This is a genomic window from Pseudoxanthomonas sp. GW2 (genome assembly GCF_000283075.1).
GTDB lineage: Bacteria > Pseudomonadota > Gammaproteobacteria > Xanthomonadales > Xanthomonadaceae > Pseudoxanthomonas.
In genome coordinates this window covers 1-15,935 of record NZ_ALIP01000150.1, presented here as the reverse complement: position 1 = coordinate 15,935, position 15,935 = coordinate 1, and the positions used below count along the sequence as shown (strand labels likewise).

The 15,935-nt window shown below is 72.3% G+C and carries 16 protein-coding genes and 1 pseudogene; 13 read left to right on the top strand and 4 right to left on the bottom strand.

All coding sequences use genetic code 11. The annotated features are described in order from the left end of the window. The 10 genes and pseudogenes from B351_RS17845 to B351_RS0114105 form a co-directional block, all read left to right on the top strand. Positions 1-343 (top strand): annotated as a pseudogene (locus B351_RS17845) (hypothetical protein); the annotation flags it as partial. A gap of 105 nt (positions 344-448) precedes the next feature. Beyond that, entirely contained in the window at positions 449-1,960 is a 1,512-nt protein-coding gene (locus B351_RS0114145) for a DegQ family serine endoprotease (protein WP_026010739.1), read from the top strand. Positions 1,961-2,112: 152 nt separating this feature from the next. Then, a complete protein-coding gene (lepA, locus tag B351_RS0114140; RefSeq protein WP_019399688.1) occupies positions 2,113-3,906 on the top strand; it encodes a translation elongation factor 4 in 1,794 nt (597 codons plus the stop codon). A gap of 58 nt (positions 3,907-3,964) precedes the next feature. Continuing rightward, positions 3,965-4,765, top strand: coding sequence for a signal peptidase I (gene lepB / locus B351_RS0114135; protein WP_019399687.1), 801 nt, complete (start codon positions 3,965-3,967; stop codon positions 4,763-4,765). A 29-nt stretch (positions 4,766-4,794) separates the two neighbouring features. Further along, positions 4,795-5,178 (top strand): DUF4845 domain-containing protein, encoded by a 384-nt coding sequence (locus tag B351_RS0114130; RefSeq protein ID WP_019399686.1) that lies wholly within the window; start codon positions 4,795-4,797, stop codon positions 5,176-5,178. Next, positions 5,165-5,857 carry a ribonuclease III gene (gene rnc, locus B351_RS0114125; protein ID WP_019399685.1) on the top strand — a complete coding sequence of 231 codons (693 nt, stop codon included), beginning with the start codon at positions 5,165-5,167 and terminating at the stop codon, positions 5,855-5,857. The genes B351_RS0114130 and rnc overlap by 14 nt, the downstream gene beginning before the upstream one ends. A 12-nt stretch (positions 5,858-5,869) precedes the next feature. Then, on the top strand, positions 5,870-6,793 hold the full coding sequence (era, locus tag B351_RS0114120; RefSeq protein ID WP_019399684.1) for a GTPase Era: 924 nt from the start codon (positions 5,870-5,872) through the stop codon (positions 6,791-6,793). 26 nt (positions 6,794-6,819) lie between these two features. Next, positions 6,820-7,554, top strand: a complete 735-nt coding sequence (recO, locus tag B351_RS0114115) for a DNA repair protein RecO (RefSeq protein WP_019399683.1) — start codon at positions 6,820-6,822, stop codon at positions 7,552-7,554. Between the two features lie 29 nt (positions 7,555-7,583). After that, complete coding sequence (locus B351_RS0114110) at positions 7,584-8,195, top strand: GNAT family N-acetyltransferase (RefSeq protein WP_019399682.1); 612 nt, start codon at positions 7,584-7,586, stop codon at positions 8,193-8,195. Then, entirely contained in the window at positions 8,192-9,097 is a 906-nt protein-coding gene (locus B351_RS0114105; RefSeq protein WP_019399681.1) for a carbon-nitrogen hydrolase family protein, read from the top strand. Before B351_RS0114110 ends, B351_RS0114105 begins: the two co-directional genes overlap by 4 nt. Here the strand turns inward: B351_RS0114105 and B351_RS0114100 are convergent. The 4 genes from B351_RS0114100 to queG all read right to left on the bottom strand — a co-directional run bounded on the left by B351_RS0114100 (position 9,094) and on the right by queG (position 13,470). Further along, entirely contained in the window at positions 9,094-9,564 is a 471-nt protein-coding gene (locus B351_RS0114100) for a phosphatase PAP2 family protein (protein WP_232207939.1), read from the bottom strand. The genes B351_RS0114105 and B351_RS0114100 overlap by 4 nt on opposite strands. 88 nt (positions 9,565-9,652) lie before the next feature. Then, complete coding sequence (locus B351_RS0114095; protein WP_019399679.1) at positions 9,653-10,795, bottom strand: glycosyltransferase family 1 protein; 1,143 nt, start codon at positions 10,793-10,795, stop codon at positions 9,653-9,655. 100 nt (positions 10,796-10,895) lie between these two features. Next, a complete protein-coding gene (gene xseA / locus B351_RS0114090) occupies positions 10,896-12,254 on the bottom strand; it encodes an exodeoxyribonuclease VII large subunit (RefSeq protein WP_019399678.1) in 1,359 nt (452 codons plus the stop codon). Positions 12,255-12,381: 127 nt separating this feature from the next. Further along, positions 12,382-13,470 (bottom strand): tRNA epoxyqueuosine(34) reductase QueG, encoded by a 1,089-nt coding sequence (gene queG, locus B351_RS0114085; RefSeq protein ID WP_019399677.1) that lies wholly within the window; start codon positions 13,468-13,470, stop codon positions 12,382-12,384. 60 nt (positions 13,471-13,530) lie between these two features. On the opposite strand from queG, the gene B351_RS0114080 reads away from it, so the two are divergent. The 3 genes from B351_RS0114080 to B351_RS16910 form a co-directional block, all read left to right on the top strand. Beyond that, positions 13,531-15,042: a bifunctional ADP-dependent NAD(P)H-hydrate dehydratase/NAD(P)H-hydrate epimerase gene (locus B351_RS0114080; RefSeq protein WP_019399676.1), complete on the top strand. Its 1,512-nt coding sequence runs from the start codon at positions 13,531-13,533 to the stop codon at positions 15,040-15,042. Next, positions 15,036-15,512, top strand: a complete 477-nt coding sequence (gene tsaE / locus B351_RS0114075) for a tRNA (adenosine(37)-N6)-threonylcarbamoyltransferase complex ATPase subunit type 1 TsaE (RefSeq protein ID WP_019399675.1) — start codon at positions 15,036-15,038, stop codon at positions 15,510-15,512. Before B351_RS0114080 ends, tsaE begins: the two co-directional genes overlap by 7 nt. 81 nt (positions 15,513-15,593) lie before the next feature. After that, on the top strand, positions 15,594-15,935 hold a 342-nt coding region (locus B351_RS16910; protein ID WP_156810476.1), incomplete at its 3' end, for an AMIN domain-containing protein.

Below are 15,935 nucleotides of genomic sequence, written 5' to 3'. Positions count from 1 at the left end.
GCGCGAGCCACTGCCGCTGGCCGAGCCGGCGCGCGAGGTCCTGGCCCCGGCGGACGCCACGACCGTGGTGGCCGCGGAACTGCCGGCCGCGCCGTTCGCCGGCCAGGCTGCGAACGAGGATCCCTTTGCCTCCGCGGTGGCGCCGCATGCGCGGCCGTGGCCGCGGGCGGTGCTGCCGCAGCCGGCGACCGGCGCCTTCACCGCCAGCTTCGGCAACGCGGGGGCACAATCGGCCGGTCGCGCCTTCTATCCGTTCGAGCCGGCCCTGCCGGCGCCCGCGGGCAGGGACGCCAGGCCGGATCTGGCCGAGCCGCCGGCCGCAAGCGAAGACGCGCCGCGCTGAGCGGCTTCCCGGGCCTTCCTGCCGTGACCGCGGGCTGCCCCTTGCCGGGGCGGCGCCGGCGGGGCGTGCCGGCCCATTCCCCATGCAAGCGATGAGGTCCATTACATGACTGCACGTGTGCGCAACCCCCTGCTGGCCGCGCTGGCGCTGAGCATCCCGCTGGTCGCGTGCGCCCGGGAGCCGTCGCCGGCCCCGGCCGCGCCGGCCGCCGTCGCTGCCACCGCCGCCACGGCCGCACCCGCCGCGCCGCTGGTGACGGGCCTGCCGGATTTCACCCGGCTGGTGGAGCAGGTGACCCCGGGCGTGGTCAACATCGAGGCGCGGATCGGCGCGCGCACCGCCGCCCGCGGCATGCCGGACGACGAGGAGATCCCGGAGATCTTCCGCCGCTTCTTCGGCCCCGGCTTCGGCATGCCTTCTCCGAACGCCGCCCCGGGCCGCTCGGTCGGCTCCGGCTTCCTGATCGGCGACGGCTACATCCTCACCAACCACCACGTGGTCGACGGCGCCGAGTCGATCACCGTGCGCCTGTCCGACCGCCGCGAGTTCCAGGCCAAGCTGGTCGGCAGCGACGAGGGCTACGACGTGGCCCTGCTCAAGCTGGAGGGCAAGGAGGCCGCGGGCCTGCCGGCCCTGCGCCTGGGCGATTCCTCCTCGCTGCGCCCGGGCCAGTGGGTGGTGGCGATCGGCTCGCCGCTGGGCCTGGAGCAGTCGGTCACCGCCGGCATCGTCAGCGCGCTGGGCCGCAGCGGCGGCCGCGGCCAGCAGTACGTGCCGTTCATCCAGACCGACGTGGCGATCAACCGCGGCAACTCCGGCGGCCCGCTGCTCAACACCTCCGGCGAGGTGGTGGGCATCAACTCGCAGATCCTCAGCAATTCCGGCGGCTACATGGGCGTGAGCTTCGCCATCCCGATCGACCTGGCGATGAACGCGGCCGAGCAGATCAAGAAGACCGGCAAGGTCAGCCGCGGCATGCTGGGCGTGGTGGTGCAGGAGATCGATTCGGCCCGGGCCAAGGCGCTGGGCCTGTCCAGCAGCGCCGGCGCGCTGGTCAACAGCGTCGAGCCGGGCAGCGCCGCGGAGAAGGGCGGAGTGGAGATCGGCGACGTGATCACCGCGGTCAACGGCCAGCCGGTCAACAGCAGCGCCGACCTGCCGCCGATCATCGGCATGCTCCCGCCGGGCTCGAAGGCGCGGCTGGAGATCGTGCGCGACGGCCGCAAGCGCGAGCTGAACGTGACCCTGGGCGAGCTGACCAGCGACGCCCAGCGGCCGGGCCTGCGCGACGGTTCCGGCAGCAGCTCCGGCGCGGCGGTGTCGCCGGCGGCCCGGATCGGCCTGCGCGTGGCCGACCTGGACGCCGCCACCCGCCGCCAGCTGGGCCTGGGCAACAACGAGGGCGTGCGCATCACCGGCGTGCTGAGCCCGGAGGCGCGCGAGGCCGGATTGTCGCCCGGCATGGTGATCCTGCGGGTGGGCCGCACCCCGGTGGGCAGCGTGGCCGCGCTGGAGCGCGAGCTGAAGTCGGCCTCGGCCGGCGACGCGGTGATGCTGCTGGTGCGCACTCCGGCCGGCGCCACCAGCTTCGTCGCCCTCACCGTGCAGGAAGACTGATCCGGCGCGGCGCCCGGCCCGTGCGGCCGGGCGCCGGCGCATGCCCGCGGGCGCGGGGCGGCGGGGACATCCGTGGATGCCCCCGCGGCGTGCGATAATCCGCCGCTACCCGACGACGGCCGAGACCGCCGCCCCTCATGTCTGCAGATTCCATGCGGTTCATCCGCAACTTCTCCATCATTGCCCACGTCGACCACGGCAAGTCGACCCTCGCCGACCGCATCATCCAGCTGTGCGGCGGCCTGGAAGCGCGCGAGATGGAAGCCCAGGTGCTCGATTCCAACCCGATCGAGCGCGAGCGCGGCATCACCATCAAGGCGCAGTCCGTGTCCCTGCCGTACAAGGCCAAGGACGGGAACACCTACTACCTGAACTTCATCGATACCCCGGGCCACGTCGACTTCTCCTACGAAGTCAGCCGCTCGCTGGCCGCCTGCGAAGGCGCGCTGCTGGTGGTCGACGCCGCCCAGGGCGTGGAGGCGCAGTCGGTGGCCAACTGCTACACCGCGGTGGAGCAGGGCCTGGAGGTGGTGCCGGTCCTCAACAAGATCGACCTGCCGACCGCCGACATCGAGCGCGCCAAGGCCGAGATCGAGGCGGTGATCGGCATCGATGCCTCCGAGGCGGTCGCGGTCAGCGCCAAGACCGGCCTGAACGTGGACCAGGTGCTGGAGGCCATCGTTCACCGCATCCCGCCGCCGAAGCCGCGCGACACCGACAAGCTGCAGGCGCTGATCATCGACTCCTGGTTCGACAACTACCTGGGCGTGGTCTCGCTGGTGCGGGTGATGCAGGGCGAGATCCGGCCCAGGAGCAAGATCCTGGTGATGTCCACCGGCCGTACCCACGAGGTGGACAAGGTCGGCGTGTTCACCCCCAAGCGCAAGGAACTGCCGGTGCTCAAGGCCGGCGAGGTGGGCTGGATCACCGCCTCGATCAAGGACGTACACGGCGCCCCGGTGGGCGACACCCTGACCCTGGCGGCCGACCCGGCCCCGGCGCCGCTGCCGGGCTTCCAGGAGATGCAGCCGCGCGTGTTCGCCGGCCTGTTCCCGGTCAACGCCGAGGACTACCCGGACCTGCGCGAGGCGCTGGAGAAGCTGCGCCTGAACGACGCCGCGCTGCGCTTCGAGCCGGAGAGCTCGGAGGCGATGGGCTTCGGCTTCCGCTGCGGCTTCCTCGGCATGCTGCACATGGAGATCGTGCAGGAGCGCCTGGAGCGCGAGTACGACCTGGACCTGATCACCACCGCGCCGACCGTGGTGTACGAGGTGCTGAAGACCGACGGCACGGTGGTGCCGCTGGACAACCCGGCCAAGCTGCCACAGGCCAACCTGATCCAGGAGGTCCGCGAGCCGATCATCCGCGCCAACATCCTCACCCCCGAGGAGTACATCGGCAACGTCATCAAGCTGTGCGAGGAAAAGCGCGGCGTGCAGATCGGCATCACCTACATGGCCAGCCAGGTGCAGATCAGCTACGAACTGCCGATGGCCGAGGTGGTGCTGGACTTCTTCGACAAGCTCAAGTCGGTCAGCCGCGGCTACGCCTCGCTGGACTACCACTTCCTGCGCTTCGACGCCGGTCCGTTCGTGCGCGTGGACACCCTGATCAACGGCGACCGGGTGGATGCGCTGTCGATCATCGTCCACCGCACCCACGCCGACCGCCGTGGCCGCGAGCTGTGCGAGAAGATGAAGGACCTGATCCCGCGCCAGCAGTTCGACGTGGCGATCCAGGCCGCCATCGGCTCGCAGATCATCGCCCGCACCACGGTCAAGGCGCTGCGCAAGAACGTGCTGGCCAAGTGCTACGGCGGTGACATCACCCGCAAGAAGAAGCTGCTGGAGAAGCAGAAGGAAGGCAAGAAGCGCATGAAGCAGGTCGGCCGCGTGGAGATCCCGCAGGAGGCCTTCCTGGCCGTGCTGCAGGTGGACAGCAAGTGATGCCCCGAGCGCCGCTCCCGCGCGCCGCGGTCCCGGTTTCCCTCGCCAAGGAACGAGCATGAAATGGTTTGAGATCGGCCTGGTGGTCCTGACCTTCGCCACCGGCCTGGTGTGGCTGCTGGACCGCCTGTTCTTCGCCCGGCGCCGCGCCGCCCGCGCCGGCCTGCTGGACGAGGAGCCGGCGGTGGTGGACTACTCGCGCGCGTTCTTCCCGGTGCTGGCCGCGGTGCTGGTCCTGCGCAGCTTCGTCGCCGAGCCGTACAAGATCCCGTCCAGCTCGATGATGCCGAACCTGCTGATCGGCGATTTCATCCTGGTCAACAAGTTCTCCTACGGCCTGCGCCTGCCGGTGACCAACCGCAAGTTCGTGCCGCTGGGCGAGCCGGAACGCGGCGACGTGGTGGTGTTCAAGCCGCCGCACGACCCGGACCAGAACTGGATCAAGCGCGTGGTCGGCCTGCCGGGCGACCGCATCGCCTTCCACGGCGACACCCTGTACATCAACGGCGAGGCGGTGCGCTACACCCCGATCGGCCAGTACGTGGGCAAGGGCCGCGGCGCGGAGATGGACGGCGCGACCCTGCTGACCGAGCACCTGCCCGGGCGCGACCACCGCGTGCTGGAGTGGATCGACCGCGCCGCGCCCGCTGGCCAGGGCGAGTGGACCGTGCCGGAAGGCCACTATTTCGTGATGGGCGACAATCGTGATAATAGCGAGGACAGCCGGTTCTGGACCCAGACGTCGTTCCTGCCGGAGGAGAACCTCCGCGGCAAGGCGTTCCTGATCTGGCTGAACTGCGAGGGCTGGTTCTGCACGGGGAGTTTCGATCCGGGACGGATCGGGACGAGGATCAAGTAAGGCGCAAGGCGCCGGTTGGGGGAATGGCAATGAAGCGCAAGCAAGGCGGTCTGAGCCTGGTCGGGTTCCTGATGGTGCTGGCGGTGCTGGGGTTCGCCGCCTACGTCGGCATGAAGCTGTTCCCGATGTACCAGGAATACTATGCGGTGCGGTCGGCGATGAAGGGCCTGTCCAACGAGCCGGGCGTGGCCGACATGAGCCCGCAGCGGATCCAGGAGCTGTTCTTCCGCCGCCTGTACATCAACTATTCCGAGAACGTGAAGCCGCAGAACGTGAAGTTCGAGCGCGCCAACGGCGGCTGGGTGATGCGCGTCACCTACGAGGTGCGCCGGCCCCTGATCTACAACCTGGACGTGGTGGGCAACTTCGATACCCGCCAGGCCCTTACGCGGCGCGGTAGTGGCGAGGAATGACCGCAAGCTGGTGCGCGACCGGATCGGCCATGCGTTCGCCGATCCGTCGCTGCTGCAGCAGGCGCTGACCCACCGCAGCGCCGGTTCGCCGCACAACGAGCGGCTGGAATTCCTCGGCGACGCGGTGGTCAACCTGATCGCCGCCGAGGCCCTGTACCAGCGCTGGCCCAAGGCCGACGAGGGCGTGCTGACCCGGGCCCGCGCCGAGCTGGTGCGCGAGGCGTCGCTGGCGGTGATCGCCCGCCAGCTGGAGCTGGGCGAGCGCCTGACCCTGGGGCCGGGCGAGCTGAAGTCCGGCGGCTTCCGCCGCGATTCGATCCTGGCCGACGCGGTCGAGGCCGTGGTCGCCGCGATCTACCTGGACGCCGGCTACGAGGCCTGCCGCGCGGTCGTGCTGCCCTGGTTCGAACAGGCGCTGGCGGCGCTGCCGGTCGGCAAGCCGGAAAAGGACGCCAAGACCCGCCTGCAGGAATGGCTGCAGGCGCGGCAGAAGCCGCTGCCGGCCTACGAGCTGGTCTCCGAAAGCGGCGAGGAACACGCCAAGGTGTTCCTCGCCCGGTGTACCCTGAGCGAGCCTCCGGCCAGCGCCGAAGGGCAGGGCACCTCGCGGCGCCTGGCCGAACAGGCCGCGGCCGCGGCGGTGCTGGAACGGCTGGAGCCCCCGCTCCGGCAGCCATAGACGGTCCGACAAGTGAATCCCGGAAACAACGAAGCCCCCCACCGCTGCGGCAGCGTCGCCGTCGTCGGCCGCCCGAACGTCGGCAAGTCCACCCTGGTCAACGCCCTGGTCGGGGCCAAGGTCAGCATCGTCTCCAACCGCCCGCAGACCACGCGCCACCGCCTGCTGGGCATCGCCACGGTGCCGGGCGGGCAGATGCTGCTGGTCGACACCCCCGGGCTGCACCGCGAGCAGGGCCGGTTCAAGGCCTCGGCGATGAGCCGGGTGATGAACCGCACCGCGCGCGGCGCGGTGGAGGACGTGGACGCGGCGGTGCTGGTGGTCGAGGCCGGGCGCTGGGACGAGGAGGACACGCTGGCGTTCAACGTGCTCCACGACGCCGGCGTGCCGGTGGTGCTGGTGGTCAACAAGGTCGACCGGCTCAAGGACAAGACCACCCTGCTGCCGTTCCTGGCCGAGGTGGCGAAGGACCGGGATTTCGCCGCCGTGCATCCGATCTCCGCGCTCAAGCGCAAGGGCCTGGACGACCTGGTCGCCGACATCCTGGCGCAGCTGCCGGAGGCACCGCCGGTTTACGACGAGGACGAGATCACCGACCGCAGCCAGCGCTTCCTGGCCGGCGAACTGGTGCGCGAGCAGCTGATGCGCCAGCTCGGCGACGAGCTGCCGTACGCCACCACCGTGGAGATCGAGCGCTTCGCCGAGGATGGCGCGCTGCTGCGCATCGGCGCGGTGATCTGGGTCGAGCGCGAGGGCCAGAAGCCGATCGTGATTGGCAAGGGCGGCGCGCGCCTGCGCGAGATCGGCAGCAAGGCGCGGCAGCAGATGGAGCGGCTGTTCGGGCGCAAGGTGTTCCTGGAGACCTGGGTGCGCGTGCGCGAGGGCTGGTCCGACGACGAGGCCGCGCTGAAGGCCTTCGGCTACGGCCAGGAGTAAGCCGCGCATGGCCGGCGGGGACTGACATGCGCATCGAGGGCGACAGCGCCTTCGTCCTGCATGCCCGCCCGTGGCGCGAGACCAGCCTGCTGGTCGAGGTCCTCAGCGCCGCCCACGGGCGCCTGGGCCTGGTCGCGCGCGGGGTGAACTCGCCGAAGCGGCAGGTGCTGCGCGCCGCGCTGCAGCCGCTGCAGCACATCCGCTACGACGCGGTGCTGGCCGGCGAACTGGCCCAGCTGCGCGGCGCCGAGGCCCTGGACGCCGCGCCGCGGCTGGGCGGGCAGGTGCAGCTGGCCGCGTTCTACCTCAACGAGCTGGTGCTTCGCCTGGCGCCGCGCCAGGATCCGCTGCCGGAACTGTTCGGGGCCTACGCCCGCACCCGCGCCGCGCTGGCCGACGCCGGCTCCCTGGCCTGGACCCTGCGCCGCTTCGAGCGCGACCTGCTCGGCGCCCTCGGCGTGGGTTTCGAGCTGGACGTGGACGGCGACGGCCAGCCGCTGGACCCGGCCGCGCGCTACCGGCTCGATCCGGAACACGGCCCGCGAAGGTTGCTCAGCGACCGCGGCCACGGCGAGCGCAACGCCGCCGCCACCGGCGCCGCGCTGCTGGCACTGGCCGCCGACGTGCAGCCGGACGCGGAAGACCTGGCCAGCCTGCGCCTGCCGCTGCGCGCGGTGCTGGCCCACCATCTCGGTCCGCGCCCGCTCGCATCGTGGGAGATGGCCGCACAACTGCAGCGCCTGGGCCGCGGCACCGGTTGACGCTGCGGTACTGCGCGTAAAATCCGCGCATGCCAGCCAAGCCGCAGATCCGCACTTTCCACGGCCCCGACATCACGCCCTGGCTCGACGAGGTCGCGCGCCTGCGGGTGGCCGTATTCCGCGACTGGCCGTACCTGTACGACGGCGACCCGGACAGCGGCTACGAGCGCCAGTACCTGCAGCCGTATGTCGAGTCGCGCGAGAGCGTGCTGGTGCTGGCCCTGGACGAGGGCCGCGTGGTGGGCGCCTCCACCGGCCTGCCGCTGCTGGACGACGCCGAGGCGTTCGCCGCGCCGCTGCAGCACGCCGGCCTGCCGGCCGAAGAGGTGTTCTACTTCGGCGAGTCGGTGCTGCTGCCCGCCTACCGTGGACTGGGCGTGGGCCATGCCTTCTTCGACGAACGCGAGGCCCATGCACGCAGGCTTGGCCGCTTCCGCTTCACCGCGTTCTGCGCGGTGGACCGCGATCCGGATGATCCGCGCCGCCCGCCCGGGTACCGGCCCAACGATGCGTTCTGGCACGGCCGCGGCTATGCGCGCCTGCCGGGACTGGCCGTCCGCCTGGCGTGGGAGGAGATCGGCAGGGGCGAAATCGAACATGCGCTGACCTTCTGGTCGCGCGACTGGAAGGAGAAACCATGAAAGTTGCCGCCTGCCGCTACGAAGTCGGCAAGCCCGCGGATTTCGAGGCGTTTGCCGCGCGCCAGCGCGCTTTGCTGGAACAGGCCGCGGCGCAGGGCGTGCGCGTCGCGGTGCTGCCGGAATACCTGTCGCTGGAGCTGGCGGCCATCCACGGGCCGCAGGTCTACGCCGACCTGCACGCCTCGCTGCAGGCGATCCAGCAGCATCGCCAGGCCTGGCTGGCGCTGTTTTCCGGCATCGCCCGAGAGCTGGGCATGTACATCGTCGCCGGCAGCTTCCTGCTGGACATCGGCGCCGGCCGCCATCGCAACCGCGCCGACCTGTTCGCGCCCGATGGCGGCCACCAGTGGCAGGACAAGCTGCAGCTGACCGGCTTCGAGAAGCGGACCGGGGTGATCGTGCCCGGCGAGGCGCTGAAGGTGGTGGATGTGGCCGGCGTGCGCGCGGGCATCAGCATCTGCTACGACAGCGAGTTCCCGCTGCCGGTGCGCGCCCAGTACGAGGCTGGCGCGCGCCTGCTGCTGGTGCCCAGCTGCACCGACACCGCCGCCGGAGCCACCCGGGTGCGCGTGGGCTGCCTGGCGCGCGCGCTGGAGAACCGCTTCTTCGTCGTCCAGGCCGTCACCGCCGGCGACGCGCCCTGGAGCCCGGCGCTGGATACGAACACCGGCGACGCGGCGATCTACGCGCCGATGGACGTGGGCTTCCCGGCCGACGGCATCCTGGCCAGCGCCGGTGCCGGCCAGGAATGGGCGATCGCCGAGCTCGACTTCGCGCGGCTGGAAGACACGCGCCTCACCGCCCAGGTCGCCAACGACCGCGACTGGCCGGCGCAGCTCGCACCGGCAATCGTGCGCGCGCGGGTGGAAGGCTTCGATGCGCTGCCTGGCGCGTCCGGCTAGGCAACGCCCGCCAGCCAGAGCGAACCGCCGCCCAGCGCAAGGCCCATGGCGATGGCGGCCAGGACGTCGCTGGGATAATGCAGCCCCAGCACCACCCGCGAGGCCGCGACCGAGGCGCTGAACGGCAGCAGCAGCGGCGCCAGCACCGGATAATGGGCCAGGGCCACCACGCTGAAGGCCACGGCGTGCAGGGTGTGCCCGGAGGGGAAGCTGAACTCGTCCAGCGGCGCGACCCATGCGCGGATGCGCAGGTCGGCGGCAAACGGGCGCGGTCGCCTGGTCGATCGCTTGAGGCCACGGTACAACGCCAGCGAGGCCAGGCCCACGGCAGCCATGTGCAGGGCCGTCAGGCGGCCGCCCTCGCCGCCCAGCACCGCCAGTGAGGCGATCAGCGCGTACCAGGCGAAGCCGTCGCCCAGGCGGCTGACGCAGGCGAAATAGCCGCGCACCGACCTGCGCATGCACATGCGGTTGGCCAGCAGGCACCAGCGCTGCTCGCGTGCATGCAGGCGTGCACCGGGGCCGGCGCGCGCCGGCAGCTCGGCGGGGAGCGGATCAGGCGGCGAGAGGTGCATCGAGGGCTCCACGGCGGGCCAGCGTCGCCAGTAGGGCATCGAAGTCGGCCGCGACCTGTTCCGGGCGCAGCCCCAGCACCGCGGTGCGCGCCGCCACGCCCATCTCGCGGCGCAGGGTGGCATCGCCCGCCAGGGCGACGGCGGCGGCGATGAAGCCGGCGTCGTCATGCGCCAGCAGCCCGTGTACGCCGGTATGCAGGTGTTCGCGGGCGGCGCCGGTGTCGAGGGCCACGGTCGGCACGCCGCTGGCCATCGCTTCGAGGACGACGTTGCCGAAGGTCTCGCTGAGGCTGGGGAACAGGAACAGGTCGCCGCTGGCGAAGTGCCGCGCCAATGCCTCCCCGCGCTGCATCCCGCAGAACACGAAGTCGGGATTCCCGCGCGCCAGCGCCTCGCGCAGGGGGCCGTCGCCGATCCACACGAAGCGCGCATCCGCGCGCTGCCGCTGCAGGGCGCGGAACGCCCGGACTGCCAGGTCCAGGTTCTTCTCCGCTGCGATCCGCCCCACGTACACCACCACCGGCGTGGCGGCATCGGCGCCCCAGTCGCGGCGCAGGTGCGTGTCGCGACGGAACGGCGTGAACTGCGTGGTGTCCACCGCCCGCGCCAGCCGCACCACGCGCGAGAAACCCTGCGTGCGCAGCGCCTGCTCCAGCTCCATGGTCGGCACCAGGGTGGCGTCGGCGCGATTGTGGAAACGGCGCATCAGGCGCAATGCCCCCGGCTGCAGCCAGGCCAGGCCGTAGTCGCGCATGTAGTGGTCGAAGCGGGTATGGAAGCCACTGGCGACCGGAATGCCGAGGCGCCTGGCGGTGCGGAGTGCCGACCACCCCAGCGGGCCTTCGGTGGCGATGTACACCGTGTCCGGTCGCGTGCGGCGCCACTGCCGGTGCAGCGCGCCGGATGCGGGCAGTCCGATGCGCAGGCCGGGGTAATGCGGCAGCGCCGCGCCGGGGAGGAGCAGGGTTTCCAGGCCTTCGTCCGGGCCAGCACCGGGCTGGCGCGGACGGGCGACCTCGACCGCATGGCCGCGCCCGCGCAGGCCAAAGGCCAGTGACTGCACGGTCAGTGCGACCCCGTTGACCTCGGGTGGCCAGGTTTCGGTGACGAGGGCGTAGCGCATGGGCCGTCTCCGGTTGCGCTTCCAGCCTGCCTGCGGTCGATGCCGGGGCGATTACCGCCGGATGACGGCCTGGTGACAGACGCCGCGCGGATGCGCCCGCTCACGGCCGTGACGGCGGATCCGGTGTGACCGACCCGACCGTCAGCGCCACGGTGCCGTCGCGCAGGCGGGCCTGCACGCGGTCGCCCGGCGCGACCTGGGCGACCGAGTGCACCAGGGCGCCATCGTCGCGGCGGGTGACGATCGAATAGCCGCGCGCCACCGTGGCCAGCGGGCTGCACGCTTCCAGCGAGCGCGCCAGGGCGCGCAGCTTGAGCGCATCGCGCTGCAGGATCCGGGCGATCGCGGCCTGCGGGCGCGACTGCAGGCGCAGCAGGCGTTCGCGCAGCTGCGCGACGCGTCGCTGCGGATGGTGGGCGCGCAGTACCGCGCCGGCGTGGCGCAGGCGTGCGTGCTGGTGCTGCAGCTGTTCGCGCCAGCGTGCTTCCAGCCGGCGTCGCAGGGCTTCCTGGCGTTGGCCGAGCAGGCGCAGCCGGTTCTGCGGCGACTGTGCCTGCAGGCGCAGCGCGGCGCGGTCGGCACGCTGCATGGCCTGGCGCAGGCGATGGCCCTGGATCGCGCGCAGGCGGCCGTGCAGCACGCCGATGCGCGCCAGCAGGTCGCGCCGGTCCGGTACCAGCAGCTCGGCGGCCACCGACGGCGTGGGCGCACGCACGTCGGCGGCGAAGTCGGCCAGGGTGAAGTCGGTTTCGTGCCCGACCGCGGAGACGACCGGCACCGGCGATGCGGCGATCGCACGCGCCAGGCGCTCGTCGTTGAACGCCCACAGGTCTTCCAGCGAACCGCCGCCGCGGGCCAGCAGGATGGCGTCGTAGCGGCCGCTGGCGCCGGCGCGCTGCAGCAGCGAGGTGATCTGCGCCGCGGCGGTCTCGCCCTGGACCAGGCTGGGGAGGATTTCCACGTCCAGCAGCGGGCAGCGGCGGCCGAGCACGCTCAGCACGTCGCGCACCGCCGCGCCGGTGGGCGAGGTGATCACGGCCAGGCGCCGCACCCAGCGCGGCAGGGGGTGCTTGCGTGCGGGGTCGAACAGGCCCTCGGCCTCCAGCTTCGCCTTCAACGCCTCGTAGGCGCGGCGCAGGGCGCCTTCGCCGGCTTCCTCCAGGTGGTCCAGCACCAGCTGGTAGTCGCCGCGTGCCTCGTACAGGGTGAGCCGGCCGCGGGCCAGCACCTTCATGCCCTCGCGCGGCACGAACTTCAGCCACTGGCTCTTGGGCCGGAACATGGCGCAGCGCACCTGGGCGCGCGCGTCCTTGAGGTTGAAGTACAGGTGCCCGGAGGCCGGACGGGTGACGTTGCCCAGCTCGCCCTCGACCCAGACCAGCGGGAAGGCACTCTCCAGCAGGTCGCGCGCCAGCGTGTTGAGCTGGGCGGGGGTGAGGACGGGGTTCTGCTCGGACATCGGCGCGTACGGCTCGGCGGGACAGGATAGCGCGGCAGCGTGCGTGGTGCCGGAGGCGCTCCGGGCGGCCAGCCCAGAGCGAGCCGTCGCGGCGCCCGGCAGCGCCCCCCAAATCACCAATCACCAATCACGCCCCTCGATGCCGCTCCAGCGCCCAGGCCACATGCTCCCGTACCAGCTGCGAAGGGTGCTCGCGGCGCGATTCCAGCGCGGCGACGACTTCCGGCGTGGTCGGAGCGTTGCCCAGGGCCACGGCGATGTTGCGCAGCCAGCGCTCGTGGCCGCTGCGGCGGATCGCGCTGCCCTCGGTGCGGCCCAGGAACTCCTCCTCTTCCCAGGCGAACAGCTCGGCGAGGGTGGCCTGGTCGAGGTTGTTGCGGGCGCGGAAGTCCGGCTCGTCGGTGCGCCGCGCGAACTTGTTCCAGGGACACACCAGCTGGCAGTCGTCGCAGCCGAAGATGCGGTTGCCGATCGCAGGGCGCAGCTCCTCCGGGATCGGGCCGTCGTGCTCGATGGTCAGGTAGGAGATGCAACGCCGCGCATCCAGCCGGTAGGGCGCGGTGATCGCCCCGGTCGGGCAGGCGGGGATGCAGCGGCTGCAGGTGCCGCAATGCGCGCTGGCCGGCGGATCCACCGGCAGCGGCAGGTCCAGGTAAATCTCGCCGAGGAAGAACCAGGAGCCGCCGTCCTTGTCGATCAGGCAGGTGTGCTTGCCGATCCAGCCCAGCCCGGCGTTGCGCCCCAGTGCGCGCTCCAGCACCGGCGCCGAGTCCACGAACACGCGGTAGCCGAAGGCGCCGAATTCCCGTTGCAAGCGTTCGGCCAGCTTCTGCAGCCGGTTGCGCATCAGCTTGTGGTAGTCGCGGCCCAGGGCGTAGCGGGCCACGTAGGCGCGGCGGCCATCGGCCAGCGTGGCCCAGGCCTGGTCCCCGTCCTGGCCGTAGTCCAGGCCCACCGAGACCACCCGCACCGTTCCCGGCACCAGTTCACGCGGACGGCTGCGCGCGGTGCCATGGCGCGCCATCCAGTCCATGGTTCCGTACAGGCCCTGGGCCAGCCAGTCGCGCAGGTGGGCCTCGTCCTCGGCCAGGTCCACGCCGCTGATGCCGCAGCGCTGGAAGCCGTGCTCGCGCGCCAGCTCGCGCACCCGCCGTGCGGCGGCGACGAGGTCGATCGCCGCGGGCTGGGCCGGGCTTGCGGGCGGGGTGGGGGACATGCGCCGATTATAGGAGCCGCCGCAACGCCGGCCCCGGCGCCCGCGGCTTAGAATTGCGCCATGCCTGCCTCCGCCACCCTGCTGTTCGACAGCCGCGCCGCCCGCCGGATCGACCAGGAGGCGACCGCCGCGCTCGGCGGCGACGGCTACGTGCTGATGACACGCGCCGGCGAAGCTGCCTGGCGGGTGCTGCGCGAACGCTGGCCGCATGCGCGCCGGATCGTGGTGGCCTGCGGCAGTGGCAACAACGGAGGCGACGGCTACGTGCTGGCGCGGCTGGCCTTGCAGGCCGGCCTGGACGTGCGCGTGGTGCTGCCGGCCGGCGTGCAGCCGCGCACGCCGCTGGCGCAACGTGCCGCGGCCGATTACGCCAGCATCGGCGGCACCCTGGAACACTTCCCCTGCGCGCTGGACGATGCCGAGCTGCTGGTCGACGCGCTGCTGGGCATCGGCCTGGAGGCGGCGCCGCGCGAACCAGTGGCCGCTCTGGTCGCGGCGCTGGACGCGGCGCAGGCGCCGGTATTCGCGCTCGACGTCCCTTCAGGCATCGACGCCGACCGCGGCAGCGCGCCGGGCGTCGCCCTGCGCGCCGACTGCACCCTGCAGTTCATCGTCGAACACAGCGGCCTGCGCACCGGCATGGCCCTGGACCACACCGGCGAACTGCTGCTGGACACCCTGCAGGTGGACGCCGCGGCGTACGCGGCGGTGGCGCCGCCATGCGCGCGCCTGCTGGATGCATCCGCGCTGGCGCAATGGCTGCCGCCGCGGCCGCGCGACAGCCACAAGGGCCGCGCCGGCCACGTGCTGTGCGTGGGCGGCGACCACGGCAGCGGCGGCGCGGTGCTGCTGGCGGTGGAAGCCTCGCTGCGCAGCGGTGCCGGCCTGGCCAGCGTGGCCACGCGCGAGGCGCACGTGCCGGCGCTACTGGCGCGGCGCCCGGAAGCGATGGTGCACGCCGTCGAGGACGCCGAGGCGCTGGCGCCGCTGCTGGCGCGCGCCAGCGTCGTCGCCTGCGGACCGGGCCTGGGGCGCAGCTCGTGGTGGGGCGGTGCGCTGTTCCGCAAGGTGCTGGAGAGCGACCTGCCGCACGTGCTCGATGCCGATGCCCTGAACCTGCTGGCCGAAGCGCCCATGCCACTGGGCGACGCGATCCTCACCCCGCATCCGGGCGAGGCCGCGCGCCTGCTGGGCAGCAGCACCGCCGCGGTGCAGGCGGACCGCTACGCCGCCGCGGCCGCGCTGGCGCAGCGCTACGGCTGCGTGGTGGTGCTCAAGGGCGCCGGGAGCATCATCGCCGCGCCGGGCGAACTGCCCTGCGTGCTCGACGCCGGCAATCCCGGCATGGCCACCGGCGGCATGGGTGACCTGCTGACCGGCACCATCGCCGCCATGCGCGCCCAGGGGCTGGACGCGTTCCAGGCCGCCTGTGCCGGCGCCCTGCTGCACAGTGCCGCCGGTGACGCCGCGGCAGCCGACGGCGGCCAGCGTGGCCTGTTGCCCTCGGACCTGCTGCCGTGGCTGCGGCGGCTGGCCAATCCCCCTTCTTTGCAGGCAGTTTCCCGATGCTGATCGAGCTTCCCGGTCCCGAGGCCACCGACGAACTGGGCCGCGCCCTGGCCGCGAGCCGGCCGCAGCCGGCCGTGGTCCACCTGCACGGCGACCTGGGCGCCGGCAAGTCCAGCCTGGCACGCGCGCTGCTGCGCGCGCTGGGGGTGCAGGGGCCGGTGCGCAGTCCCACCTACACCCTGGTCGAGCGCTACCCGGTGCCCGGCGGCGAGGCTTGGCACCTGGACCTTTACCGCATCGCCGATGCCGGCGAGCTGGACTTCCTCGGCCTGGACGGCGACGAGGCCACGCTGTGGCTGGTGGAGTGGCCCGAGCGCGGCCAAGGCGCGCTGCCGGCGCCGGACCTGGAAGTGCACTTGGCGGTCGCTGGAGCCGGGCGCCGCGCCCGCCTGGAAGCCCGCTCCGCGGCGGGCCAGGCCTGGCTGTCAGCCCTCGACCTGAACGGGCGGTTGCAGGGCGTTCCTGCCGGGTGATCGCAAGAAGATCCCCCAGGTGGCGGATTCTTAAAGGATTTTCACTTGCAATGCACGCCGGCTGGTGATTGAATCCGGCCCATGTGCCACCTCCTCGCCCGGTTTGGCGTGCTGGCGGCGGGCCTCGTGCTCGCCGTGATCGGCTGCGTGGGCGATGCCCTGGCCGGCGAGGTGAAGGGCCTGAGCCTGCAGCAGGGGCCCACCGGAACCCGCGCCGAGGTGCAGCTGCACGGCGCCGGGCAGTTCAAGACCCTGAGCCTCAGCGGGCCGCACCGGCTGGTGCTGGACCTGACCGAATCGCACGCCGCCGCGGGCCTGAAGCTGCCGGCCCCTGCCGGCCTGGTGACCAACGTGCGCACCGGGCAGCCGGTGCCAGGCACCTACCGCATCGTGTTCGAACTGGCCGCGCCGGTGGCCAGCCTG